The sequence below is a fragment of the Lelliottia nimipressuralis genome (assembly GCF_004115925.1).
GTDB lineage: Bacteria > Pseudomonadota > Gammaproteobacteria > Enterobacterales > Enterobacteriaceae > Enterobacter > Enterobacter nimipressuralis.
The window spans coordinates 1-24,150 of the sequence record NZ_SDDX01000034.1 but is presented as its reverse complement, the minus strand read 5'-3'; the positions used below and the strand labels follow the sequence as shown (position 1 = coordinate 24,150).

The 24,150-nt window shown below is 54.7% G+C and carries 24 protein-coding genes and 1 tRNA gene; 11 read left to right on the top strand and 14 right to left on the bottom strand.

What is annotated here, in order from left to right; genetic code table 11:
- Positions 1-21 precede the first annotated feature (21 nt).
- Complete coding sequence (gene pldB, locus ETG88_RS21590; RefSeq protein ID WP_102105646.1) at positions 22-1,014, bottom strand: lysophospholipase L2; 993 nt, start codon at positions 1,012-1,014, stop codon at positions 22-24.
- Between the two features lie 109 nt (positions 1,015-1,123).
- On the opposite strand from pldB, the gene rhtB reads away from it, so the two are divergent.
- A complete protein-coding gene (rhtB, locus tag ETG88_RS21585) occupies positions 1,124-1,744 on the top strand; it encodes a homoserine/homoserine lactone efflux protein (protein ID WP_100778449.1) in 621 nt (206 codons plus the stop codon).
- Positions 1,745-1,794: 50 nt separating this feature from the next.
- Here the strand turns inward: rhtB and rhtC are convergent, their stop codons facing one another.
- The 3 genes from rhtC to pldA all read right to left on the bottom strand — a co-directional run bounded on the left by rhtC (position 1,795) and on the right by pldA (position 5,266).
- On the bottom strand, positions 1,795-2,415 hold the full coding sequence (rhtC, locus tag ETG88_RS21580) for a threonine export protein RhtC (RefSeq protein WP_100778448.1): 621 nt from the start codon (positions 2,413-2,415) through the stop codon (positions 1,795-1,797).
- A 61-nt stretch (positions 2,416-2,476) separates the two neighbouring features.
- Complete coding sequence (gene recQ, locus ETG88_RS21575; RefSeq protein WP_100780793.1) at positions 2,477-4,306, bottom strand: ATP-dependent DNA helicase RecQ; 1,830 nt, start codon at positions 4,304-4,306, stop codon at positions 2,477-2,479.
- A 90-nt stretch (positions 4,307-4,396) separates the two neighbouring features.
- A complete protein-coding gene (gene pldA, locus ETG88_RS21570) occupies positions 4,397-5,266 on the bottom strand; it encodes a phospholipase A (protein ID WP_129036361.1) in 870 nt (289 codons plus the stop codon).
- Positions 5,267-5,426: 160 nt separating this feature from the next.
- Between pldA and yigI the strand changes: the two genes are divergently transcribed.
- Both yigI and rarD read left to right on the top strand, forming a co-directional pair.
- The gene (gene yigI, locus ETG88_RS21565; RefSeq protein ID WP_095283881.1) at positions 5,427-5,894 is read left to right on the top strand and encodes an acyl-CoA thioesterase YigI; all 468 of its coding nucleotides are present in this window, start codon (positions 5,427-5,429) and stop codon (positions 5,892-5,894) included.
- A gap of 51 nt (positions 5,895-5,945) precedes the next feature.
- Complete coding sequence (rarD, locus tag ETG88_RS21560) at positions 5,946-6,842, top strand: EamA family transporter RarD (protein ID WP_100778446.1); 897 nt, start codon at positions 5,946-5,948, stop codon at positions 6,840-6,842.
- 82 nt (positions 6,843-6,924) lie between these two features.
- On the opposite strand, the gene corA is transcribed toward rarD, so the two are convergent.
- From corA to lptM, 8 genes are all read right to left on the bottom strand, one after another.
- Entirely contained in the window at positions 6,925-7,875 is a 951-nt protein-coding gene (gene corA / locus ETG88_RS21555) for a magnesium/cobalt transporter CorA (protein ID WP_095283883.1), read from the bottom strand.
- A 150-nt stretch (positions 7,876-8,025) separates the two neighbouring features.
- A complete protein-coding gene (gene ysgD, locus ETG88_RS22390) occupies positions 8,026-8,082 on the bottom strand; it encodes a YsgD/CorL family protein (RefSeq protein WP_212743980.1) in 57 nt (18 codons plus the stop codon).
- Between the two features lie 149 nt (positions 8,083-8,231).
- On the bottom strand, positions 8,232-10,394 hold the full coding sequence (gene uvrD / locus ETG88_RS21550) for a DNA helicase II (protein WP_107702642.1): 2,163 nt from the start codon (positions 10,392-10,394) through the stop codon (positions 8,232-8,234).
- 78 nt (positions 10,395-10,472) lie between these two features.
- Positions 10,473-11,189 (bottom strand): 5-amino-6-(5-phospho-D-ribitylamino)uracil phosphatase YigB, encoded by a 717-nt coding sequence (gene yigB / locus ETG88_RS21545; RefSeq protein WP_100778444.1) that lies wholly within the window; start codon positions 11,187-11,189, stop codon positions 10,473-10,475.
- A complete protein-coding gene (gene xerC, locus ETG88_RS21540; protein ID WP_123429980.1) occupies positions 11,189-12,091 on the bottom strand; it encodes a tyrosine recombinase XerC in 903 nt (300 codons plus the stop codon). The genes yigB and xerC overlap by 1 nt, the downstream gene beginning before the upstream one ends.
- On the bottom strand, positions 12,088-12,795 hold the full coding sequence (locus ETG88_RS21535) for a DUF484 domain-containing protein (protein WP_129036360.1): 708 nt from the start codon (positions 12,793-12,795) through the stop codon (positions 12,088-12,090). The genes xerC and ETG88_RS21535 overlap by 4 nt, the downstream gene beginning before the upstream one ends.
- Complete coding sequence (gene dapF / locus ETG88_RS21530) at positions 12,792-13,616, bottom strand: diaminopimelate epimerase (RefSeq protein WP_102105652.1); 825 nt, start codon at positions 13,614-13,616, stop codon at positions 12,792-12,794. Before dapF ends, ETG88_RS21535 begins: the two co-directional genes overlap by 4 nt.
- 34 nt (positions 13,617-13,650) lie before the next feature.
- Positions 13,651-13,854: an LPS translocon maturation chaperone LptM gene (gene lptM / locus ETG88_RS21525; RefSeq protein ID WP_102105653.1), complete on the bottom strand. Its 204-nt coding sequence runs from the start codon at positions 13,852-13,854 to the stop codon at positions 13,651-13,653.
- A gap of 137 nt (positions 13,855-13,991) precedes the next feature.
- Between lptM and cyaY the strand changes: the two genes are divergently transcribed.
- From cyaY to ETG88_RS21505, 4 genes are all read left to right on the top strand, one after another.
- Positions 13,992-14,312: an iron donor protein CyaY gene (gene cyaY / locus ETG88_RS21520; RefSeq protein ID WP_100778439.1), complete on the top strand. Its 321-nt coding sequence runs from the start codon at positions 13,992-13,994 to the stop codon at positions 14,310-14,312.
- Between the two features lie 239 nt (positions 14,313-14,551).
- The gene (locus ETG88_RS21515) at positions 14,552-15,031 is read left to right on the top strand and encodes an Hcp family type VI secretion system effector (protein WP_129036359.1); all 480 of its coding nucleotides are present in this window, start codon (positions 14,552-14,554) and stop codon (positions 15,029-15,031) included.
- A gap of 15 nt (positions 15,032-15,046) precedes the next feature.
- Positions 15,047-15,910 (top strand): hypothetical protein, encoded by an 864-nt coding sequence (locus ETG88_RS21510; protein WP_129036358.1) that lies wholly within the window; start codon positions 15,047-15,049, stop codon positions 15,908-15,910.
- Positions 15,911-15,912: 2 nt separating this feature from the next.
- The gene (locus ETG88_RS21505; protein ID WP_129036357.1) at positions 15,913-16,374 is read left to right on the top strand and encodes a DUF1240 domain-containing protein; all 462 of its coding nucleotides are present in this window, start codon (positions 15,913-15,915) and stop codon (positions 16,372-16,374) included.
- Positions 16,375-16,491: 117 nt separating this feature from the next.
- Here ETG88_RS21505 and cyaA read toward each other — a convergent pair whose 3' ends face one another.
- Positions 16,492-19,035 (bottom strand): class I adenylate cyclase, encoded by a 2,544-nt coding sequence (gene cyaA, locus ETG88_RS21500; RefSeq protein WP_102105657.1) that lies wholly within the window; start codon positions 19,033-19,035, stop codon positions 16,492-16,494.
- Between the two features lie 345 nt (positions 19,036-19,380).
- Here cyaA and hemC point away from each other — a divergent pair, with 345 nt between their 5' ends.
- The 4 genes from hemC to hemY are packed head-to-tail and all read left to right on the top strand — an operon-like array spanning position 19,381 to position 23,464.
- A complete protein-coding gene (gene hemC, locus ETG88_RS21495; protein ID WP_129036356.1) occupies positions 19,381-20,322 on the top strand; it encodes a hydroxymethylbilane synthase in 942 nt (313 codons plus the stop codon).
- Entirely contained in the window at positions 20,319-21,059 is a 741-nt protein-coding gene (gene hemD / locus ETG88_RS21490) for a uroporphyrinogen-III synthase (RefSeq protein WP_107702637.1), read from the top strand. Before hemC ends, hemD begins: the two co-directional genes overlap by 4 nt.
- 21 nt (positions 21,060-21,080) lie before the next feature.
- Entirely contained in the window at positions 21,081-22,268 is a 1,188-nt protein-coding gene (hemX, locus tag ETG88_RS21485) for a uroporphyrinogen-III C-methyltransferase (RefSeq protein WP_129036355.1), read from the top strand.
- 2 nt (positions 22,269-22,270) lie between these two features.
- Entirely contained in the window at positions 22,271-23,464 is a 1,194-nt protein-coding gene (gene hemY, locus ETG88_RS21480) for a protoheme IX biogenesis protein HemY (RefSeq protein ID WP_129036354.1), read from the top strand.
- 569 nt (positions 23,465-24,033) lie between these two features.
- Here hemY and ETG88_RS21475 read toward each other — a convergent pair.
- Positions 24,034-24,110 (bottom strand) — tRNA-Pro (locus ETG88_RS21475).
- Positions 24,111-24,150: the final 40 nt, after the last annotated feature.

The window sequence follows — 24,150 nt, the reverse complement described above, 5'->3', positions numbered from 1 at the left end:
AAATTTAACCTCAATAGGAAATCAGTTATGCCTGTCGAAAAACTCGACGATAGCGTTGAGCGCGACTGAGCGCATGGTGTCCTTTTCAAAAAGGATCTCATGGTACGCGCCCTTTATGACCAACGGTTTCTCCCCTTCACAGGGGTGCCCGGCGGCGGCGCGCAATTCGCAAAAACGGTCGTGCATGCGGTTATCCACCACACGCTCTTCTTCTGCCTGAATCAGTAACGTTGGCGTGGCATCTTTACCCGCACCGGCCAGCGCAGACTCCCCCGCGCGGATACCTTCACGCACCCAGTGGTACGTTGGTCCACCGACGCGCAGGCGCGGCTCATCAGCGTAGAAACGCAGGTTACGCCGATACCGCTGGCGGCTGTGCGTTAGCACGTTCACGGCAAACGGCAGGGCGCGCCAGCGACCGGTCCCGATCGCGTAGCCTTCACGAATGCGCTGATGGCCCTCAGCCCAGTCGAGAATATGGCGCACCATCCAGTCCGGAAAGCGCATCACGATGCCAAACATCGGCGCGGTGAGCGCGATGGCATCGCACTGATGCGGATGACGCTGTAAAAAGAGCGTCGCAATCGCCCCGCCCATGGAGTGTGCCAGGATATAGCGCTTGCGCCACGGACCCGGCTGCACTTCCTGCTCCCAGAACGCGGCGAGATCGTCGACATAATCGCTGAAATTCACCACATGCCCGCGATGCGAGTCGGATAACAACCGACCGGAGCGCCCTTGCCCACGATGGTCGATAATCAGTACATCAAACCCAAGATGGAAAAGGTCGTAGGCCAGTTCAGCGTATTTAACGTAACTTTCGATACGACCGGGGCAAACCACGATCACGCGGTCGTTTTTGACATTCCGAAAACGAACAAAGCGCACCGGAACATTGTCCACGCCTGTGATTTCGGCTTCTTCGCGCTGACGCCAGAAATCGGTCAGCGGCCCCATGGAGAAAGCAGCAAATGCGTTCTCGCGTGTTTCCCAGTCCTTTTTCTGCTGAAACATCGGGTTTCCACCCCTGTAAGCCAAGGAATATCGTTTTTTCTGGTTGCGTCACACAATGACGCGACAATAGCGTATTGTGGCATAAAAATAGACGATTCGGGAGTTTCAAATGACCTTCGAGTGGTGGTTCGCTTACCTGCTGACATCCATCATCCTGAGCCTTTCCCCTGGCTCTGGCGCGATCAATACCATGACCACGTCCATTAACCACGGCTATCGCGGCGCGGTCGCGTCCATTGCCGGCCTGCAGACCGGGCTGGGTATTCATATCGTGCTGGTGGGGATTGGTCTTGGGACGCTGTTCTCGCGTTCAGTGCTAGCGTTTGAAGTGCTCAAATGGGCGGGCGCGGCCTATCTGATCTGGCTGGGCATCCAGCAATGGCGCGCGGCAGGCTCGATTGACCTGAATACCCTCGCCCATACCCAGACGCGCGGCCGCCTGTTTAAACGCGCGGTATTTGTGAACCTGACCAACCCGAAAAGCATCGTCTTTCTTGCCGCCCTCTTTCCGCAGTTTATTGTCCCGCATCAGCCACAGGTGATGCAGTATGTGGTGCTCGGCGCCACCACCATTATCGTCGATATCATTGTGATGATTGGTTACGCGACCCTGGCGCAACGAATTGCCGCGTGGATCAAAGGGCCGAAACAGATGAAGGCGCTGAACAAAGTGTTCGGGTCGTTGTTTATGCTGGTGGGTGCGTTGCTGGCGTCGGCGAGGCATGCTTAGCCGGGAAAAGCCGGATGGCGGTGCAAGCACCGCATCCGGCATTCAGGATATTATCGGGAGATAATCAGGTGAATCCCAAACCCTGCGAAGAGCGCACCCGCAAAGCCGTCGATCCACTTCGCCAGTCGCTGATAGCCACGGCGCATGGACGGTAAGGCGAACAGGCTCGCTACCACGGTAAACCACGCGAAGGTTTCGACGACGATCAGCAGGAAAATGCCCCAGCGCGCGCCCGCGCCGACGTCGTCACCGACGAACAGGGAAAACACCGAACCGAAGTAGATAATCGCTTTTGGGTTTGCAAGGTTGGTCAGTAAGCCACGCACGAAACTGCGTCCACCGGTCGCCAGCTCAACGTTAGGTTCAGCGGCTACGCTCTCTTCTTTCTTCAGCGCACCGCGCAGCATCTGGTAGCCCATCCAGCAAAGATACAAGCCACCGCCGACCATGATGATATTATGCAGCCAGGCCATTTTCGCGAGGATCAGGTTCAGGCCAAGCAGCGCAACGGCAGCCCAGACCATGACACCCATGGTAATACCAAGCACGCCCATCATCGCCTCTTTGCGGGAGCGGCTGACGGCAGTCTGCGAAACGAAGAAAAAGTCAGGGCCAGGGCTCATCAACGCAACGATGTGCACCAACGCCACAGTGAGGAATAGCATTAACATAATTAACTCGCGGGAAAATAATTCAGTGAGTCACCATCCTGGCACTTTTTAGCCGGACTGACTACTCCTCATCGTCACCATCAGCATGGGAACGAATGAGCGCCATAAATTCTTTGCCAAAGCGCTCGAGTTTGCGCGTACCAACGCCGTTGACGCTCAGCATTTCACCGGCGCTGAGCGGCATCTGCTCGGCCATTTCGATCAGTGTCGCATCGTTGAACACCACATACGGCGGGATGTTTTCTTCGTCGGCAATCGCCTTACGCAGCTTGCGCAGTTTGGCAAACAGCTTGCGATCGTAGTTGCCGCCGTAGGATTTCTGCATCACGCGCGGTTTCAGGGCGACGACGCGTGGAACCGCAAGCTGCAGCGCTAACTCACCGCGCAGCACCGGACGCGCCGCTTCCGTGAGCTGAAGCGCGGAGTGCTGGGCGATATTTTGCGTGGCGAAACCGAGGTGAATCAGCTGACGAATAATACTCACCCAGTGTTCGTGGCTCTGTTCGCGGCCAATGCCATAAACCGGCAGCTTATCGTGGCCCATCTCGCGGATACGCTGATTATTTGCCCCGCGCAGCACTTCCACCACGTAACCCATACCAAAGCGCTGATTCACGCGGTAAATGGTTGAGAGCGCCTTACGCGCGTCCATCAGCCCATCGTACTGCTTTGGCGGGTCGAGACAAATATCGCAGTTACCGCACGGCTCCTGGCGCCCCTCACCAAAGTAGTTAAGCAAGACCAGTCGACGGCAGGTTTGCGCTTCAGCAAACGCGCCCATCGCGTTGAGCTTATGACGTTCGATATCCAGCAGCTGCCCCTGCGGTTTTTCTTCCAGGCAGCGGCGCAGCCACGCCATATCCGCCGGATCGTAAAACAGCATCGCTTCGGCAGGCAGACCATCACGCCCGGCGCGGCCCGTCTCCTGATAGTAGGATTCGATATTGCGCGGGATGTCGAAATGCACCACAAAGCGCACGTTCGGTTTGTTGATCCCCATCCCGAACGCCACGGTCGCGACCACGATTTGCAGGTCATCACGCTGGAATTTTTCCTGCACGTCGGCGCGGATATGGTTTTCTAAACCGGCATGATAGGCCGCAGCGCTAAAGCCACGGTTTTGCAGACGCGCGGCGGTGTCTTCCACTTTCGCGCGGCTGTTGCAGTAAATAATGCCGGATTTGCCGCGCTGCTCCTGCACGTAGCGCAGAAGCTGGTCCGTCGGCTTGAATTTTTCCATCAGCATGTAGCGGATGTTGGGGCGGTCGAAGCTGCTGACCTGAATAAAGGGATCGTTAAGCCCGAGCAGGCGCACGATGTCCAGACGTGTGGTGTCATCCGCCGTGGCGGTGAGCGCCATAAACGGCAGCGCCGGGAAACGCTGGCGGAGCTGGCCGAGCGCGGCGTATTCCGGGCGGAAATCGTGACCCCACTGGGAGATACAGTGCGCTTCGTCGACCGCCAGCAGCACCGGGTTCCAGTGCGCCAAATGTTCGAGGAAGTTGTCCAGCATCAGACGTTCCGGGGCGATGTACAGCAGGCGAATCTGCCCGGTACGGCATCCGGCCATCACTTCCTGCTGCTGTTCACGAGTCTGAGTGGAGTTGATACAGGCAGCGGCAACGCCGTTCGCCAGCAGCTGATCCACCTGGTCTTTCATCAGGGAAATGAGCGGTGAAACCACCACCGTAAGACCATCCAGCACCAGCGCGGGAACCTGATAGCACAGGGATTTGCCGCCGCCTGTCGGCATCACTACCAGACAGTCGCGGCCTTCCAGCACGGTTTCAATGATGGTTTCCTGGCCAGGGCGGAATTGCTGGTAGCCAAAGGTTTCATGCAAAACCTGTTTAGCCAGCGATTCCTGATTCATTACTTCCGCCTGCGCCACGTTAACCCCATTTGCCAGATACAAAACAGGCGCTATTTTCAGCGCCTGAGAGAGAAACTTCAACGTTTAACGCAAAAACATTCTAGCAGGCTAGAAAAGATCGTTAAGCATCACGCCCACGCCGACGCGGGTCTGATTGAAGTTGTAGTCGATCAGCGACTCGCCGTAACCGCTGTACACCTGAGTATAGATGCGTACATGTTTGGTCATCGGATAGCTCAGGCCCAGCTCTGCGCCGCCGTAGCCGGTGTTCCAGTTGTACTGACCTTTGGCGCTCAGCACCGCGTCGCCCAGCTGATAGCCAATCTTCAGCTGATAGTAGCCCATGTATTTGGTGATATCCGGGTTGTCGTCCGTATCGCCAATCACATACCACGGCTTCACTTCCACCATCCAGTTGCCGTTTTCCGCCATCAGACGGGTATAGAGGCGGTTCCAGCTACGCGAGGTCGGATCGGATCGGCCGTTAGAGTCGTGGTTATAGCCAAACTCCACATCGCGCAGCGTCCAGCCGGCAAATTCGTCGTCGGTCGCAAAACCGAGGAACAGCTGCGGCTCATAGTTGGTTTCGCGGAACGGAGAAGATTCGCCGCTATTGGAGAGCTGCCACCAGGATTTCTGGGTATATGAGCCGCCCAGAACCGAGTTCGGCCCCAGAATGCCGCGCCAGAACGGGAAGGCCAGGCTGAGCTGGAACTTCACTTCGTCTTTACGCGCATTATCAGACCAGTTATAGGAGCTGATCGCTTCTTTGTTGAGATCGCTCGTCTGGGTGTAGATCACATAGTTTGTGTCGTACGGGTAGAGCGTGAACGGGTTATCGTGCTCCTGAAGCATGTTGGCAATAATGCTGCCGCGAACGGCGGGCTTATCGTGCACTTCCTTGAGCGTCGCTTCCTGCGCAAATGCTGTGGGCGGCAGCGTAACCGCCGCCAGTAACCAACCCAGATACGTCCGCATCGGTGGGGTTCTCCTGCAAAATGAAATTATGTGAATAGTTATGTGGGCCACATTCTACCTATTTCTCAATTAACTTCCCCTCTTCGTTTCTGAAAGTGGAATTCCTTATCTCTGAAGCATAAAATCAACATTTTGTTAACAACAAAGGATGCGACTTTTCATGTCAGCCACGCTTACCGCTGAAGAAGCTCTGAAACTGGTGGGAGAGATTTTTGTCTATCACATGCCCTTTAACCGCGCGCTGGGGCTGGAGCTTGAACGTTACGAGAAGGGATTCGCTCAGCTCAGCTTTAACAATCAGCCGATGATGGTGGGAAACTGGGCGCAAAGCATTTTGCACGGCGGAGTGATCGCCTCCGCGCTGGATGTTGCCGCCGGGCTGGTCTGCGTGGGCAGCACGCTGGCGCGCCATGACACCATCAACGAAGATGAACTGCGTCAGCGCTTATCCAGGATGGGCACCATTGATTTACGCGTAGATTATTTACGGCCAGGCCGCGGGAACCGTTTTACCGCCACCAGCAGTCTGCTGCGCGCAGGCAATAAGGTCGCCGTCGCTCGCGTCGAATTGCATAACGAAGAGCAGGTTTACATCGCCAGCGCAACCGCCACTTATATGGTGGGTTGAGAAGGTGTAATCGGGTAAAATGAATTTACTTTTTTGTAACGGATTATCCCGATGGATGCTAAACAGACGCGGCAGGGCGTTTTACTCGCTCTGGCCGCTTATTTTATATGGGGTATCGCGCCTGCGTACTTCAAGCTGATCTACTTTGTCCCGGCCGACGAAATCCTCACCCACCGTGTGATCTGGTCCTTTTTCTTTATGGTGGCGCTGATGAGCGTGAGCCGCCAGTGGTCGGGCGTGAAAACGCTGATGCAAACCCCGAAGAAGATTTTCCTGCTGGCGCTGTCTGCGGTGCTGATCGGCGGCAACTGGCTGCTGTTCATCTGGGCGGTGAATAACCACCATATGCTGGAAGCGAGCCTCGGTTACTTTATTAACCCGCTGGTGAATATCGTGCTGGGGATGCTGTTCCTCGGCGAGCGTTTCCGCCGAATGCAGTGGGTGGCGGTGCTCCTGGCGCTGTGCGGCGTACTGGTACAGCTGTGGACCTTCGGCTCGCTGCCGATCATCGCTCTGGGGCTGGCTTTTAGCTTTGCGTTTTATGGCCTGGTGCGTAAGAAAATCGCCGTGGAAGCGCAAACCGGGATGCTGTTTGAAACCCTGTGGCTGCTGCCGCTGGCCGCGATTTATCTGTTCGGCATCGCCGACAGCAGCACCAGCCATATGGCGAATAATCCGTGGTCGCTGAATCTGATGCTGATTGCCGCCGGTGTTGTCACCACCATCCCGCTGCTGTGCTTCACCGGTGCCGCCACACGCTTACGCCTCTCCACGCTTGGCTTCTTCCAGTATATCGGCCCGACGCTGATGTTCCTGCTGGCGGTGGTGTTCTACGGCGAAGTACCGGGTGCGGATAAGATGGTGACGTTCGCGTTCATCTGGGTGGCGCTGGCGGTATTCGTCGCCGATGCGATTTATACCCAGCGTAGAGTGCGGAAAGGGGTGTGATTTTTTGCCGGTGGGCGCTTTGCCACTCTGGCCTACAGATTACGTAGACCGGAGAAGGCGTAGCTGCCACCCGGCATCACGCTCAAAGCCAGTTACGACGTTTGAAATAGAGATACGGTGCCAGCCCGGCGAGGATCATAAAGATAATCGCGCCCGGGTAGCCGAAGCTCCAGCGGAGTTCCGGCATAAACTCAAAGTTCATCCCGTAGCTCGACGCCACCAGCGTTGGCGGCAGGAACACCACCGACACCACCGAGAAGATCTTGATGATGCGGTTCTGCTCGATATTGATAAAGCCCATCGCCGCCTGCATCAGGAAGTTAACTTTCTGGAACAGGGATTCGTTGTGCGGCAACAGGGATTCGATATCGCGCAGGATCTCACGCGCCTGCTCCAGCTGACCGCCCGGTAAACGCGCTTTGCGCACCAGGAAGTTCAGGGCGCGCTGGGTATCCATCAGACACAAACGCACTTTCCAGCCGATATCTTCCTGCTCCGCCAGCGTCGACAGCGCTTCGTCATATTCATCGCCCTGATGGCCTTCCATGATCACGCGGCTCAGCTTTTCCAGATCGCTGTAGATGTTTTCGATTTCGTCCGCCAGCTGCTCGATTTTGGTTTCGAACAGGTCGAGCAGCAGTTCGTAGGCGTTACCATCCACCATCGCCTGGCTGCGGGCACGCATGCGGTAGAGACGAAACGCAGGCAGCTCGCGTTCGCGCAGGGTGAACAGGCGGCCATCACGAATGGTAAATGCGACGGTGGAGTTACCGGCGTGATCTTCCGCATCTTCATAGAAGAAGAAGGAGTGGATATGCAGGCCGTCTTCGTCTTCAAAGAAACGCGCGGAGGCCTCGATGTCTTCCAGTTCCGGGCGGGTCGCCAGGCTTTGTCCGAGCTCTGATTGTACGCGAAGGCGTTCATCGTCGTCCGGCTCGACCAGATCCACCCATACGGCATCAATGAGGGGCTGTGACTCTTCAGCTTCAAGCCGAATCAGTCGGTTTTTTTCCAGTTGAAATGCGCTCAACATGACCGGGACTCCCAATGCAAAAAATATCGGACAGTTCGGTGGGCACACAGAAACAATATGGGTTTCAGACCATTAAAAGCCTGACTCAGCGCGACGGGAATTAAGCAGGTCGCTGACAACCACTAAGGCCATCAGCAAGAGGAGATAGCCTTAGGAGTTGTTCCTGGATGACAGGGAATTGAGCCAGTATCTACTGGGTGTGTCCAAGGCGAATGTCCTCTTAGCGTAATCGTGCGCGCATGTTACGCCAGCAATAACTGTGGCGTCAACACGCAACGGAACGCTGAAGAGCAATAAATAGCCTTCAGCTTATAAGGCTAGCAGATTATTACAAAATAGTGATATTTTTCTGAATGTTACACTGTTTCCAGCTTGGCGTAAGCCGCGACCAGCCATTTGATCCCCTGCCCCTGGAACGCTACCTGCAGGCGGCTGTGCTCGCCGCTGCCTTCCAGATTCACGATGGTGCCTTCGCCAAATTTGGAATGACGAACGCGCTGGCCCAGCTTGTAGCCCGTATCGTTTTCCGAAATCGGCGTGCCCATCCGCTGATGGTTGACCGGACGGCTGATACTGGCGCGCAAACGCACCTCTTCGACGCACTCCTCCGGCAGCTCACCGATGAAGCGCGACGGGCGATGGTAGACCTCTTTGCCGTACAGACGGCGCGTTTCGGCATAGGTCAGGGTCAGCTTTTGCATCGCCCGGGTGACGCCCACATAGGCCAGCCGACGCTCCTCTTCCAGACGCCCGCCTTCATCGAGCGACATCTGGCTTGGGAACATCCCCTCTTCCATCCCGACGATAAACACCTGCGGGAACTCCAGCCCTTTCGCCGAGTGCAGCGTCATCAGTTGAACCGCATCCTGCCAGGTATCCGCCTGTCCTTCGCCCGCTTCCAGCGCCGCGTGGGAGAGGAATGCCTGCAGCGGCATCAGATCTTCGTCTTCTTCGTTGTAGCTGAACTGGCGCGTTGCCGTCACCAGTTCCTCTAAGTTCTCAATACGCGTCTGGCCTTTCTCGCCTTTTTCCTGCTCGTACATCGTGCGCAGACCGGAATCTTTCACCACCCGGTCCGTCTGCACGTGTAGCGGCATGTCTGCCGTTTCCTGTGCCAGCGCGTCAATCAGTTCGATAAAGCGCTGAAGCGCGCTCGCGGCGCGTCCTGCCAGCGCTTTTTCCTGCAACAGCTCACGGCACGCTTGCCAAAGGGTGAGCTGGCGGTCACGGGAGGCCTGGCGCACCACGTCGAGGGTGCGATCGCCGATGCCGCGCGTGGGTGTGTTCACCACGCGCTCAAAGGCCGCGTCGTCGTTGCGGTTGGCAATCAGGCGCAGATAGGAGAGCGCATCTTTGATTTCCTGACGTTCGAAGAAGCGCATGCCACCGTAAATGCGATACGGCATGCTGACCTGTAACAGCGCCTCTTCCAGCACACGCGACTGGGCGTTGCTGCGATAGAGAATGGCGCACTGCTCAAGCGCTCCGCCGTTTTCCTGCCAGGTTTTAATGCGGTTGACCACAAAGCGAGCTTCATCCAGCTCGTTGAACGCGCAGTAAATTGAAATCGGCTCACCGTCGACGCCGTCGGTCCATAGCTTTTTGCCCAGACGCCCGTTGTTATTTTCAATCAGGGCGTTTGCGGCGCTCAGAATATTGCTGGTTGAACGGTAGTTCTGCTCCAGACGAATGGTTTCGGCGCCCGGGAAGTCGTTCAGGAAGCGCTGGATGTTTTCCACCTGCGCGCCGCGCCAGCCGTAAATCGACTGGTCATCATCGCCGACGATCATCACTTTGCCGGTATCGCCCGCCAGCAAGCGGATCCACGCGTACTGAATGTTGTTGGTATCCTGGAATTCGTCCACCAGGATGTTGGTGAAGCGCTCGCGGTAATGCTGAAGAATATGCGGTTTGTTGAGCCACAGCTCATGGGCGCGCAGCAGCAACTCGGCGAAATCCACCAGCCCCGCGCGGTCGCAGGCTTCCTGATAGGCTTGATAGACCTTCTGCCAGGTTTGCTCGACCGGATTACCGAAGCTCTGAATATGGTGCGGGCGTAGCCCTTCGTCTTTCTGGCTGTTGATGTACCACATCGCCTGACGCGGCGGCCACTGCTTCTCGTCAAGATTCATCGCCTTTATCAGGCGTTTAAGCAGGCGCAGCTGGTCTTCACTGTCGAGGATCTGAAAATCCTGCGGCAGATTGGCATCCATATGGTGCGCGCGCAGCAGACGGTGCGCCAGCCCGTGGAACGTGCCTACCCACATGCCGCCCTGGCTGGTGCCCATCAGCTGTGCGATACGGTGGCGCATCTCTGCCGCCGCTTTGTTGGTAAAGGTCACCGCCATGATGGAGTACGGCGAGCAGTTCTCTACGCTCTGCAGCCATGCGATGCGATGCACCAGAACACGCGTCTTACCACTGCCCGCCCCTGCCAGCACCAGCATATTGGTCCGCGTCGCGGCAACCGCGTCGCGCTGTTTGTCATTAAGGCTGTCGAGAAGGTAAGAAACGTCCATTGGCACCGCCAGAAGTCATCTGCCCGACAGCGTTTTTTCTGCCGGGCATACTGTTGATTTATACAATACTGCTGGTGATTATATCAGCGTGGTGAGGGATGCCAACCGCGAAATTTCGATGTGTGGCAACAGGCGGCTGTCGGCGGTCTGCATCAGGTCGGCCCTTTCCGGTTTGATCCAGCAGGCCTGCATTCCGCAGCGGATCGCGCCCGCCACGTCGGTGGTCAGGTCGTCGCCGACGTGCAGGATCTCGCCCAGCGGCAGATCGAGTTTTTCGGCAGCCAGATGATACATGTCGTTAAAAGGCTTCGAGCGCCCGTGCGGGCCCGCGCGCAGGACGAACTGGAAATAATCGCCCAGGCCAAACAGTTCCGGCTGCGCGTTGCCGTTGGTGATCGCCACCAGCGGCCATTTTTTGCCGAGAGCCGTCAGGGTGTCGTGCGTTTCCTGCGGCACATCGATCCGGCTGCGCCATTTGGCAAAGTTTGCCATTGAGGCTTCTGCGCCCAGCGCCGCCTCTTGTGCGTTCAGCCCGGCATTTAGCATCGCCTGCTCTACCGCACGACGACGCCATTCGGTTACGTCGTGGTAGATGTCCGGTTCGGTTTCGCGCAACGCCTGGCGTAGGCGCTGAAAATCTTTGTTTTGCAGCGTTTTTAAAGCGGGATGGTAGTTTTGCACAAACGCCAGCGACTCCTGCTCGGTGCGCAGGATCACTTCGCGGTTATCGTAAAGGGTGTCATCAAGGTCAAACGTCAGGGCAGAGATCTGACCCAGTGGGCGGTAAAAACGCATTATTTCCCCCGTTTTGCGCGTGGATGCGCCGAGTCATACACCGAAGCAAGGTGTTGAAAATCAAGATGGGTATAGATTTGAGTGGTCGATAAATTGGCGTGACCTAACAGCTCCTGAACGCCGCGCAGGTCGCCGCTGGATTCCAGCATGTGGGTGGCAAAAGAGTGGCGCAGTTTGTGTGGGTGAACGTGGCTGTTCAGCCCCTGCTTGATGCCCCATTCAGCAAAACGCTTCTGCACATTTCGCGCGGAGATCCGCTTGCCCAGCTTCGAGAGAAACAGCGCGTTCTCTTCGGCGCCAAACAGCCCGCGCAGATCGAGCCAGTGCTCAATCCATACCACTGCATTGCGGCCAATCGGTAAACGGCGCTCTTTGCTGCCTTTCCCCATCACCCACACTTCGCCGGTATCCAGATCGAGATGTTTAAGATCTAACCCCACCAGTTCCGAAAGACGTAAGCCCGCACCGTACATCACTTCCAGCATGGCGCGATCGCGTACCGCCAGCGGATCGTTAAGATCGATATCCAGCAGCCGATTCACGTCATCAACGTCGATATTTTTCGGCAGATGGCGCGGCGCTTTCGGGGTAGCGATGCCTTTCGCCGGATTGGCTTTTAGCTCGCCCTGGCTCACCAGCCAGTCGAAGAAACTGCGCAGGGCAGAGAGACGTAACGCGAGACTCGCGGGGCCTAAACCTTTGCGGCGACTGCGCACCACAAACCCGCGCACGGTCGCAGCGTCACATTGTTGCCAGCTCTTCAGGCCGGTTTCATCGGCGATCTGCATGATGGCATCAAGCTGACGCTGGTAGTTCAGCAGCGTGATCGGGCTAAGCTGTCGTTCAACGCCCAGATAGCGCAGGAAACGCACCACCAGAGGCGCAAGCAGGGAATCCGTCATACGCGCTCAATCCAGCGCTCCAGCAGCTCAGGGAGCATCAGGGCGATTTCCTGCAGCAAATGCGTGGCTTGTCCCTGCTCATAATGATGCGCGTCGCGGCTGGTGAATAACATCACGCCCAAATCGCCTTCACGCCCCATCAGGGACATGGCAACCGAGCCGATGGCCTTGGCGTCAGGAAGCACCACCAGCAGCTCAGGACCGTTCAACGGGCCGAGATAGTGATGCTCATGACCAAGACGCTGAATGCGCAGCGGTTCAAACGCCTGACGGCTTAGCGCCAGATGTGTGAAACCGGAGGGGGCACCGATGCGCCAGCGGTCGGGAAAGAGGCGAATAGTGGCGCCTGCCAGCCCAAGCTCACGCGCCCAGCGATGAAAGCGGCTGAGAAACTCGTCAAGGCTGTGCGCCGACGCGAGCCGCGCCTGCAAATGCAGCAGACGATAAAACAGGCTTTCGTTATTGCTGGCCTGTTCCATCAGCAGGGTCATGTTCTCTTCCAGCTGATCGATGTGCTTGCGCGAGCGCGCCATATGCCATTCGACCAGCGAGACGGTGTCGCGCACCGGATGCGGCACGCGCATCTGTTCGACCACGCGTGCATTGCGGATAAAAAACTCAGGATTGCGCAGCAGATAATCAACAACAGTCCGGTCGTCCAGCTCCGTTATTGCTTCCTGCAGTTCTTCCCCTGGTTGTTTCATAAATGGATAAACCCGTCGTATACATGTGCCGCCGGGCCAGTCATATACAGTGGATGACCCGGACCTTTCCAGGCGATATCAAGACGACCGCCCGGCAATTCCACGCGAACCTCTTCTGCCAGTAACCCTTGCGAGATACCCACAGCCACAGCCGCGCACGCGCCGCTGCCACAGGCCCGCGTTTCGCCCGCGCCGCGCTCATAGACGCGCAGGCGGATATGTTCACGTTTCACCACCTGCATGAAACCGATATTGGCGCGCTCAGGGAAGCGCTCATGGCTTTCCATAATCGGGCCTAAGGTTTCAACGGCAGCGACATCAACATCATCAACCTGAATCACGCAATGGGGATTGCCCATCGAGACGACGCCGCACAATACTGTCTGCTCGGCCGCACGCATAATATAGGTCTTTTCCGCTTTGATTGCCCTAAACGGGACCGCAGAAGGCTCGAAGTTGGGTTCGCCCATGTTCACGCGCACCAGCTCGTCGTCGGTGACGCTGAGCACCATGCGGCCATTGGCCGTACTGACGCGGATATCGCGCTTGTTGGTCAGCCCTTTCAGACGCACAAAGCGCGCAAAGCAGCGCGCGCCGTTGCCGCACTGGGAAACTTCACTACCGTCAGCATTAAAGATACGGTAGTGAAAATCGAGATCCGGATCGTAGGGTGGCTCAACGACCAGCAGCTGATCAAACCCCACGCCCAGATGCCTGTCCGCCAGGCGACGAATCAGCTCAGGGGAAAAAAAGACATTCTGCGTTACCGCGTCGACGACCATAAAATCGTTGCCAAGGCCATGCATTTTAGAGAACTGCATCATTTACTCCATTGCGCGGTTGAACAACTGATTGTCAGTAGTTGACCTGGCTTGGGCCACCGTTATCGCCGCGATCGTTGCTCACTGGCGTCGATGATTCAATCTGGGTTTGAACGGGTTTGGTTGGCGGCGGCGCTGTTTTATCGGCTGGCGGGAAGTAAAGCGGCCCTTTCAGACCACAGCCAGTCAGACTAAACAGTGTGATGAGAACGGCAAGCGTTCGAAAAACGTTTTTCATTATGGGTTGCCCGTAAGTTCATGCTTTCTGTTTCTATCATCGCAGGAGAAGACACAAAAGCAAGAGTTAGCCGCTTTCCTGCAACGGGAATTATTTAGCGTTATACTGCCGCCATCACGAAAAACAGGAACAAAACCATGAATGACAGTGAATTCCATCGCCTGGCCGATACCCTGTGGCAGACCATTGAAGAGCGCCTGGACGACTGGGATGGCGACAGCGATATCGATTGTGAAATCAACGGCGGCGTGCTGACGCTCAGCTTCGAAAACGGCAGTAAGATTATTATCAACCGCCAGGAGCCGCTGCACCAGGTGTGGCTGGCAACAAAACAGGGCGGCTACCATTTCGATCTGAAAGACGACCAGTGGGTGTGTGACCGTAGCGGCGAAACGTTCTGGGATCTGCTTGAGCAGGCTGCGACGCAGCAGGCGGGCGAGGACGTCAGCTTCCGTTAAGTGAATTGATACCGTTTCTTTCTGGAAACGGTATTCACAAAAACACGCTTTTCCTTTTTATTTATTTCATCGCTCCCCAGTAGAACTTCCGTTAATTAATTTAAATTCCTCTTTTATTCACACCTCATCATTACACTAAATTGATTGATTTCTTTTTGGGTCGGGCACAGAATTATTTCCGTTATTACACTGCAACTCCAAAACTTATAATCCGGCTGAATATATAATAAGGAAATGATATGTCTGACTTGGTTTATTTAACCCTAAATGGCGACCAGCAAGGATTAATTTCTGCTGGCTGTGCATCCATGAGTTCAATCGGTAATAAGGCCCAACTCGCCCATGTTGATCAAATCATGGTGTATGCGCTCAAGCATGCTCTTTCTCGCGTACAGAACGTTAATCATCAGGAGTTAAGTATTGTAAAACCCATCGATAAATCTTCTCCTCTGTTAGGAAAAGCCATAAATGATAACGAAACGCTCACTTGTGAATTCAGTGTGTACCGTACCAACCGGGCAGGTATGAATGAGCTTTACTATAAAATAAAGCTGACCAACGCCCACATTTTGCACCTGGAAACAGTCATTCCGCACAGCGTTATTGAAAACGGAGCAGAATCACAGGAAAAAGTTTCCTTCAGTTATGAATCTATCACCTGGGAGCATTTCTCAGCCGGAACCAGTGCATACAGTTTGTGGAGTGAGCGAATTTTATAATCTCAAGGAACGATAATGAATATGAATGAATGGCACACAGATCCAAACCCCTGGGACAACCACGACTCTCATCCGTTTCCCAGCATGAATCCTATGCTGGGTGATATGGCAATGCTGAATGACACGTTGATTAGTCAAAGTCACCATATCCTTTTGCTGACGCTTGAGGAAGCGCAGGAAGTGACTGACGAGATGCTTGGAAACATCGATAGCTTTTTCTCCTACCGCGCAGGGCCAGGGAATATCAAAGACGCCATGGATGGTTTTCACTTTCTCAGTCGTTTGACAACTTACTATAACCCTGCAGGGCAATTACTTATTAACTTTAAATCGCTGGGTATCAAAGCGGTTGAATACACACTCAATGGCCATAGCTACATCAAAATCACTGGTTATCCAGGCCTGCGTCGTATTTTGCAGGGGACCCGCTATGGTGCTCGCAATGTACAGATAATGGAAATGGGGATTGGAAGGCTTGGATATTTCGGTGCTATTACGGGCGGAATTAAATGTTGTATCTATTTTTCTCTTGCGTGGCGAGCGATAGAACTCATTTTTAAATCTGACTATACATTGAATGATTTTCTGGTAGATATTCCTATGGATGCGGTGAAAGCGATGGTTGCCGGAGTGGTGATTGGAGCGATTGGTGGGGGATTTATGTTAATAAGCGGATCAATATTAATTACTCCTTTTTGTATAATTGCTATAGGATTTGCTACGAACATAGGATTTAACATTATTGATGATAAATTAAATTTATCTACAAGCCTAAAAAAAGGACTCCTTACAGCGATCACAGAAAGGAATAAAATCAGTGCTTGGAACCTACAACACAACGATCATTTTTTTAGCAATTCATTCAGCCAGGGATGGTAAGAATGAAAAAAAATACAACGTTAATCTGGAAAGTGTTTATCATCAAAAAAATCGTATCCATTTTTATCATAGGAGTATTCTCTCTATTTATTATATTCAATATTAAATCAGTTCCATTACGAAGTGTTATATCATTAATTAATCGCAACGATATTATCTTCAATTATGGTATGTCAATCGCATGTTTTGGAGGATTGCCATTTGCGCTATATATTATTGGTTTTACGCTTCGTACTTTATTTCAGAAAAGAACCATAACTACAGAACGACCAACATTAGCAGGAAGTATATTTTTATTTTTTAGCATTGTTATTTTCGGAATCTTCATCATCGCATCTTATTTAGTGCCATTATGGCTGATTTTTTCTGGATATCATCCGTGCCAGGGGGCCTCACTACATGGGTACTTTGTGATTGATTTAGATTTATGTAAGAGCATTGCCCCACCATCTAGTTTTTGGTGAATCATTGCGGCGTGTCTGAAACGACTTATTAGGCGGCAGCCCGAATGCGCTACGCTTATCGGGCTTACAACGACTGAACCTTAGGCCGGATAAGCGAAGTGCATCCGGCATGGTGGCTCAGGAAAAATACTGCTGCAACAGGGGCTGATTCGCGTCCTGGTTGGCCGGCGGAGCGGGGATAACCTGGGTGCGGAACGGAATCACCTGCGCGCGGCCATCGACTTTCACAATCTGATAGAACTGCGGCAAGTTGAAGTTGATAAAGCTTGAGCCGTAGGTGAAGCGGTCGTGTGAGGACGAATAGAAGCGGCTCACGTCGCGCACCAGCTCTTCTTTACTGCCCTCGCAGTGGTGATACACCTCGGCGCGGTTGGTCTCATCCAGAATATAAATGGTAAACCCGGACTCATCGGCCGCTTCTTCGAAGAAGAACTGGATAATCCCTTCGCTGGCAAACCCATCCACCACCTGCGGCAGTTTGACGTGGTTCGTTTCCACCTGCACAGAGAGGCCGTGCAGCTTGTTGTGGGAAATCGCACCGTAGAACTCAATCGCGTTTTCCAGCTTCTGCACAGAGACGTTAAGGCGCTCAAAGAACAGGCCCCAGGTCTGGCCGGAGACGCGCAGCGCTTTGAAGCGCCCGGTTTCCTGACGCGTACTGGACAGGCGCAGTTCGATACACTCTGACACCAGCTGCTGTACGCGGGTACGAATCAGGCCACGCAGATGCTGGCTGTAGCAGAACACTTCCACGCTGTCCGGCGGCGCGGCGTCCTGGTGCATTTTGCCGAGAATGGTTTTCAGCGCTTCGATCATCGCCTGCTCGCCGTTAAAATGCAGGGTACGCACTTCGTTCCACGAGTTGCGATACAGCAGATCCACGCTGCCGACCAGGCAGTTTTGCTGCTCGCCAAAGCTAAAGACATCCAGCTTGCGGAAATCAAAATGGACCACCTGATTGCGGAAGGCCGCCGTCGGGTCGTATTCCAGGTTGACGATAATCGCCAGATGGCGAATCTCACACGGGCTGTAGAGCGCTTTTGGTGTTGGTGCTGGCAGACGCAGCGGGAAGTGGTGCGACACATCGGCAACCATTTCCTGCAATTTGGCGAGATCAACGACCTCATTGCCTTTGATAAACAGGCGCGTCCGCGATGTCAGCAGGCCGTTAAACCAGGCCCAGGCCACCAGCTTATTCAGATAGCGGTTATATTCCAGCGGCTGATGGCTGATGATCGAATCCATGCTTGGCGCACGGTTGTACAAATACCAGCCCGTGCGGTTGGCGCGGCCTGGCGGAACATAGATAAAGGTCAGATTAGGTTCTGACAGGTCCGGAGAAATCTGCGGGTTAACCAGCGTGACTTTCCCGGGCAGCGCTTCGAACGCAGCGTACAATTTACGGGTTAAAACACCGATATCCTGCGGGCTGGCGGAAACGCTGAGGTTGTTACGGCGGGCGAAGCGAATCAGATTGCGGTAGCTCTGCATCATCGCATCGAGCAGTTCGTTGTGCGCCTCACGCACCTGATCGATTTTCCAGTTGGCGCGGTTATCGAGCATAGACAAACGTTCTTCGTCCCAGCCCCACTCTTTGACTAACTGACTGACCACTTCACGACGCCAGCCAACGCATGCACGTTCGCGGCTGAGTTTTTCACAGACTTTGAGATAGAAACATCGACGCACCAGGTCGAGACGTGTGGTGTCATCAATGGCTTTCAGGTATTCGGTCACGCGTTCAAGCATCATGCAGTAGGCATCGAGGCCAAAGGAGACGATCTCTCCATCATGCAGACGCTGTTTGATATCTTTCGCCAGCAGTCGCGGCGTAGGGTATTCCCAGGAGTAGGCTTCCAGCAGCAGGGTTTTCAGCACCGCTTTATACGGGGAATCAATACTCTTATAGAGCTGCCACAGGCTCGCGCCAAAATACTCTTCGGCGGACAGGGAGCTTAAACCGCCCAGATCCAGCCATTCGTTTGGCGTCAGGACGCCCTGCGAGTAGAGCGACATGACGTAATCGTCGTAATGCTCTTCTTCTTCGCACGGTACCATATTCCACAGAATACGCTTCCCGGCGAGGCGCACGGCGCTACGGTAAAATTCGTCGAGCAGCAAAATATGCTGCGTGGAGCCACAGTCTTCACCACCGAGACTGCCGCTTTCGTTATGGCGGAAACGGTTTTCATCAATCAGGAAGAAGCTCACTTCCACGCCGAGCGACGCCGCCCAGCTCTCCAGCAGGCTGCATTTACGCTGCAGCAACTGGCGCTCGTCATTATCGAGCCAGGATTGATGGCAGACCCAGATATCGAGGTCAGAAGAACAGCTTTGCCCTACGGATGAGGTACTCCCCATGGTGTAGACGCCGGTTATCGGCAGCTCACCTTTTGGAGACACCTGCGGCGGCATGCCACGGTAGAGTTCCAGCTCGGTCAGATAGTGCTGTTGAGTTTCATCAGGCGTGAAAAGGCAAATGCCCTGGGGAACGTTACCATCGAGGTAACCTGGCATCAGCGGATGGTGATAGTGCAGTAATGTTGGCAGCAGACTGTAAACCTGTTGGAAAGCAGGTCCCATGGCAGCAAGCGCACGATCCACGCGCAATTGATTTATGGCATCCAGTCTCTGTTTCAGAGTCTCAATATAGAGGTACAAGACATATCGCCTGATGTTGCCGGACGTAGCAATCGTTCAAAAGAGCAATGATTACGAGCCCGCAGTATTTCAAAAAAGAACCGTTACCCTTTTTCGTCATCACTCAATGGTGGTAGCGACGAAAAAATGGTCTAAAACGTGATCAATTTAACACCTTGCCGATTGACCGTAAAGAAAGATGCGCTACATACAAGTGTAGCACCGTTCTGTACGTGTAAATTCCTTAATACGGCAGCGGGTGTCCTGCGCACCGCCTTGTCCCTCACCCCTTCATCGACCGTAAAACTGACATCCCAGAGTCAACAATGTTAGGATGGTCTGCGGACGATAATGACGGTAACAAGCATGTTAGACAATGTTTTGAGAATTGCCACACGCCAAAGCCCCCTTGCGCTATGGCAGGCACAATATGTTAAGCAGCGCCTCGAAGCCTGCCATTCCGGGTTGCGTGTCGAACTGGTTCCTATGGTGACGCGCGGCGATGTGATCCTTGATACGCCGCTGGCGAAAGTGGGCGGAAAAGGCCTGTTCGTCAAAGAGCTGGAAGTTGCACTGCTTGAGAACCGCGCCGATATCGCCGTCCACTCCATGAAAGATGTCCCGGTCGAATTCCCCGAGGGATTGGGCCTGGTGACGATTTGCGAGCGCGAAGATCCGCGCGATGCGTTCGTCTCAAACCACTACGCTTCTCTGGACGATTTACCCGTCGGGAGCGTAGTTGGCACGTCAAGTTTACGCCGTCAGTGTCAGCTGGCTGAGCGTCGCCCGGATCTGGTGATTCGCTCCCTGCGCGGCAATGTCGGTACGCGTCTCGGCAAACTGGATAACGGCGATTACGATGCCATTATTCTGGCGGTTGCGGGCCTGAAACGTCTGGGGCTGGAGTCTCGCGTGCGCGTTGCCCTTGCGCCAGAGCTTTCACTTCCGGCCGTCGGCCAGGGCGCGGTGGGGATTGAGTGTCGTCTTGACGACGACCGCACCCGTGCCCTGCTTGCACCGCTGAATCACGACGAAACCGAGATTCGTGTCAAAGCCGAGCGCGCCATGAATACCCGCCTTGAAGGCGGCTGTCAGGTGCCGATTGGCAGCTATGCTGAATTCATTGACGGTGAACTGTGGCTGCGTGCGCTGGTTGGCGCACCGGACGGTTCACAGATGGTGCGTGGCGAACGCCGCGGACTGGCGCAAGACGCCGAAGCGCTCGGCATCTCGCTTGCAGAAGAACTGCTGAATAACGGCGCTCGCGAAATTCTGGCAGACGTCTACAACGGAGAGCCACCAGCATGAATATTCTCGTCACCCGCCCTTCTCCCGCAGGAGAGCAGTTAGTGAGCCGTCTGCGCGCACTGGGGCAGGTGGCATGGAGTTTTCCGCTGATTGAGTTCTCCCCTGGCCGGCAGCTCTCTGCGCTCGCCGACCATCTGCACGCATTGAATGAAGGCGATTTGGTTTTCGCCTTATCACAACATGCCGTGGAATTTGCACACGCCCAACTGCAGCAAGAGAAACAGCACTGGCCGACTGCGCCGCGCTATTTCGCCATTGGACGCACCACCGCCCTGGCCCTGCATGCGGTCAGCGGAATTGACGTCCAATACCCGTTAGATCGGGAAATCAGCGAAATCTTGCTACAATTACCTGAATTACAAACTGTTGCGGGAAAGCGTGCGCTGATTTTACGTGGAAACGGTGGCCGAGAACTGCTGGGCGAAACCTTAAGCGCCCGTGGGGCTGACGTCACGTTCTGCGAATGCTACCAGCGCTGTGCAAAATATTATGACGGCGCGCAGGAAGCGATGCGCTGGCACACGCGCGGCGTGGATACCATCGTCATCACCAGCGGCGAAATGCTACAGCAGCTCTGGTCGCTCATTCCGCAATGGTATCGTGAAAACTGGTTACTCCGCTGTCGGCTTCTTGTCGTCAGTGAGCGTCTGGCGAACCTCGCCCGGGAACTGGGCTGGCAAGATATTCGGATCGCTGATAACGCCGACAACGATGCGCTGCTGCGCGCATTACAATAACTCTCATAATGGGAAGCCATAATGACGGAACAAGAAAAATCCTCCGCCGTGGTTGAAGAGACCAGGGAGACTGTGGCCACCCCGCCGCAGCCAGAAAAGACTGAACACACTGTTGAGAAAAAAAACGGCAGCAATAAAACCAGCCTGGCGCTGAGCGCGATAGCTATCGCCATTGCCCTGGCGGCCGGTGTCGGTTTATACGGTCTGGTAAAAAAACAGGCCACCAACCAGACGGTCACCAGTGATGCGCTGGTGAACCAAATCACCGTCCTGCAAAAAGCGCAGGAGACACAGAAAGCGGAGCTGGAAGGCGTTATTAAGCAGCAGTCTACGCAGCTGGCCGAAGCCAACTCTCGCCAGGAAGAGCTGACGAAACAGCTCGGCGAAGTGCAGCAAAAAGTGGCGACCATTTCCGGCACCGATGCCAAAACCTGGCTGCTCTCTCAGGCCGATTTCCTGGTCAAACTGGCCGGACGTAAGCTGTGGAGCGATCAGGATGTCACCACCGCCGCCGCGCTGCTGAAAAGCGCCGACGCCAGCCTGGCCGACATGAACGACCCGAGCCTGATCGCCGCGCGTCGCGCCATTACCGAAGATATCGCCAGCCTGGGTGCCGTTTCGCAGGTCGATTACGACGGCATCATTCTCAAGGTCAATCAGCTGTCGAATTCGATTGATAACCTGCGCCTCGCGGATAACAACGACGACGACTCCCCGATGGATTCCGACGGCACGGAGCTGTCCAGCTCCCTGAGCGAGTGGCGTATCAATCTGCAAAAAAGCTGGCAGAACTTTATGGACAGCTTTATCACCGTCCGCCGCCGCGACGAAACCGCTGTTCCGCTGTTAGCGCCGAATCAGGATGTCTATCTGCGCGAAAACATCCGCTCCCGACTGCTGGTTGCGGCGCAGGCCGTCCCGCGTCATCAGGAAGAGACCTACAAGCAGGCGCTGGATAATGTTTCAACGTGGGTACGTGCTTACTACGATACCAGCGATGCCACGACGACCGCGTTCCTGGACGATGTTGATAAGCTCAGCCAGCAAAATATCACCATGAATGTCCCGGACAAACTCGAAAGCCAGCCGATTCTGGAAAAACTGATGCAAACCCGCGTGCGCAACCTGCTGGCCCAGCCTGGCGTTGCAGCGCAGCCGGATGCAGCAGCCCCTGCGCCAGCCCCTGAAAGCGCACCTCAAGGAGAGTGATCATGTTAAAAGTCTTATTACTCTTCTTATTGTTGATCGCCGGGATCGTCCTTGGGCCGCTGATTGCTGGCCATCAGGGCTATGTGCTGATCCAGACCGATAACTACAACATTGAAACCAGCGTGACGGGTCTGGTGATCATCGCGATCCTCACCATGGTGGTGTTGTTTGCGATCGAATGGATCCTGCGCCGCATCTTCCGTACCGGTGCGCACACCCGTGGCTGGTTCGTTGGTCGCAAACGCCGCCGCGCGCGCAAACAGACTGAACAGGCTTTGCTTAAACTGGCCGAAGGCGATTATCAGCAGGTTGAAAAGCTGATGTCGAAAAACGCCGACCATGCCGAGCAGCCGGTGGTGAACTATCTGTTAGCCGCCGAAGCGGCCCAGCAGCGTGGGGATGAAACGCGTGCGAATCAGCATCTGGAGCGCGCATCTGAGCTGGCATCGAATGATCAGATCCCAGTAGAAATTACCCGCGTGCGCATCCAGCTGGCACGCAATGAGAATCACGCCGCGCGTCATGGCGTTGACCGTCTGCTTGAGATCACCCCGCGCCATCCGGAAGTGCTGCGTCTTGCCGAGCAGGCTTATATCCGCACCGGCGCCTGGGGTTCACTGCTGGATATCATCCCGTCGATGGCGAAAGCCAACGTGGGCGATGATGAGCATCGTGATGAGCTGCAGCGCCAGGCGTGGATTGGTCTGATGGATCAGGCGCGAGCCGATCTGGGTAGCGATGGGCTGAAAACCTGGTGGAAAAATCAGAGCCGCAAAACGCGCCAGCAAGTTCCGCTGCAGGTGGCGATGGCCGAACATCTCATCGAATGTGACGATCATGACACAGCGCAGGAGATCATCCTTGATGGCCTGAAACGCCAGTATGATGACCGTCTGGTGATGGTGATCCCACGTCTTAAAACCAACAATCCTGAGCAGATGGAAAAGATGCTGCGCCAGCAGATCAAAACCGTGGGTGACCGCCCGCTGCTGTGGAGTACGCTGGGCCAGTCGCTGATGAAACACGGCGAATGGCAGGAGGCAAGTCTCGCCTTCCGCGCAGCGCTGAAACAGCGCCCGGATGCGTTTGACTACGCCTGGCTGGCCGATACGCTGGACAAACAGCACAAGCCGGAAGAAGCCGCTGCCATGCGTCGCGATGGCCTGCTGTTAACGTTGCAGAACAACGGTCAGTAAGCTTAAGCACTGCGAATCAGGAGGCCCATGGGCCTCCTTTTTTATTGCCGCAATCCTGAGGATCGCCCATAAAAAAACGCCTGCTATAAAAGCAGGCGTTAAACAGGTCTGTTTGACAACATATTTGGTGCTTCACTCAACGTTGTGTCCATGGTGTCTGATGAGGCCGAAGCGACATCTGTCTGTGGACGATAAGCACCTTAAATGGCTCTGCGTCATTCCTGAGTTTATGAGGCACTAAGGCGAACATAAGAGATGGAATGAGCATCTACGCGTATATTATTGCACGTTACGTGCCAGGGTTACAAAAAGAACTTTTACATTTCGCAACATGATAAGAAGAAAGGAATTTTTATTTTGATGGGGTATTCAGAACAGCTGAAAAGGACCAAAATTTGGCGCAAGTGTCTCCTGAGAGCGACATAATTATCGCTAAAGAAGAATAGTCATATAAAACAGTGAATTAGCTGTCTCTGAATCGCGACAAACTGAATTAACGTTGTCGGGAAATGACAACAGAGGAATAAACGACGGAAAACAAAAAACCCCGCCGAAGCGGGGTTCAAAATTGGTCGGCGAGAGAGGATTCGAACCTCCGACCCACTGGTCCCAAACCAGTTGCGCTACCAAGCTGCGCTACTCGCCGATGTACTGCTTTTTTGAATTTTTAGTTCAATTCGTTAAGT

Excerpts from the sequence above, each read along its gene's own strand:
- pldB (WP_102105646.1), bottom strand. The coding sequence starts at position 1,014 with ATGTTTCAGCAGAAAAAGGACTGGGAAACACGCGAGAACGCATTTGCT.
- rhtB (WP_100778449.1), top strand. The coding sequence starts at position 1,124 with ATGACCTTCGAGTGGTGGTTCGCTTACCTGCTGACATCCATCATCCTG.
- rhtC (WP_100778448.1), bottom strand. The coding sequence starts at position 2,415 with ATGTTAATGCTATTCCTCACTGTGGCGTTGGTGCACATCGTTGCGTTG.
- pldA (WP_129036361.1), bottom strand. The coding sequence starts at position 5,266 with ATGCGGACGTATCTGGGTTGGTTACTGGCGGCGGTTACGCTGCCGCCC.
- yigI (WP_095283881.1), top strand. The coding sequence starts at position 5,427 with ATGTCAGCCACGCTTACCGCTGAAGAAGCTCTGAAACTGGTGGGAGAG.
- rarD (WP_100778446.1), top strand. The coding sequence starts at position 5,946 with ATGGATGCTAAACAGACGCGGCAGGGCGTTTTACTCGCTCTGGCCGCT.
- corA (WP_095283883.1), bottom strand. The coding sequence starts at position 7,875 with ATGTTGAGCGCATTTCAACTGGAAAAAAACCGACTGATTCGGCTTGAA.
- uvrD (WP_107702642.1), bottom strand. The coding sequence starts at position 10,394 with ATGGACGTTTCTTACCTTCTCGACAGCCTTAATGACAAACAGCGCGAC.
- yigB (WP_100778444.1), bottom strand. The coding sequence starts at position 11,189 with ATGCGTTTTTACCGCCCACTGGGTCAGATCTCTGCCCTGACGTTTGAC.
- xerC (WP_123429980.1), bottom strand. The coding sequence starts at position 12,091 with ATGACGGATTCCCTGCTTGCGCCTCTGGTGGTGCGTTTCCTGCGCTAT.
- ETG88_RS21535 (WP_129036360.1), bottom strand. The coding sequence starts at position 12,795 with ATGAAACAACCAGGGGAAGAACTGCAGGAAGCAATAACGGAGCTGGAC.
- dapF (WP_102105652.1), bottom strand. The coding sequence starts at position 13,616 with ATGCAGTTCTCTAAAATGCATGGCCTTGGCAACGATTTTATGGTCGTC.
- lptM (WP_102105653.1), bottom strand. The coding sequence starts at position 13,854 with ATGAAAAACGTTTTTCGAACGCTTGCCGTTCTCATCACACTGTTTAGT.
- cyaY (WP_100778439.1), top strand. The coding sequence starts at position 13,992 with ATGAATGACAGTGAATTCCATCGCCTGGCCGATACCCTGTGGCAGACC.
- ETG88_RS21515 (WP_129036359.1), top strand. The coding sequence starts at position 14,552 with ATGTCTGACTTGGTTTATTTAACCCTAAATGGCGACCAGCAAGGATTA.
- ETG88_RS21510 (WP_129036358.1), top strand. The coding sequence starts at position 15,047 with ATGAATATGAATGAATGGCACACAGATCCAAACCCCTGGGACAACCAC.
- ETG88_RS21505 (WP_129036357.1), top strand. The coding sequence starts at position 15,913 with ATGAAAAAAAATACAACGTTAATCTGGAAAGTGTTTATCATCAAAAAA.
- hemC (WP_129036356.1), top strand. The coding sequence starts at position 19,381 with ATGTTAGACAATGTTTTGAGAATTGCCACACGCCAAAGCCCCCTTGCG.
- hemD (WP_107702637.1), top strand. The coding sequence starts at position 20,319 with ATGAATATTCTCGTCACCCGCCCTTCTCCCGCAGGAGAGCAGTTAGTG.
- hemX (WP_129036355.1), top strand. The coding sequence starts at position 21,081 with ATGACGGAACAAGAAAAATCCTCCGCCGTGGTTGAAGAGACCAGGGAG.
- hemY (WP_129036354.1), top strand. The coding sequence starts at position 22,271 with ATGTTAAAAGTCTTATTACTCTTCTTATTGTTGATCGCCGGGATCGTC.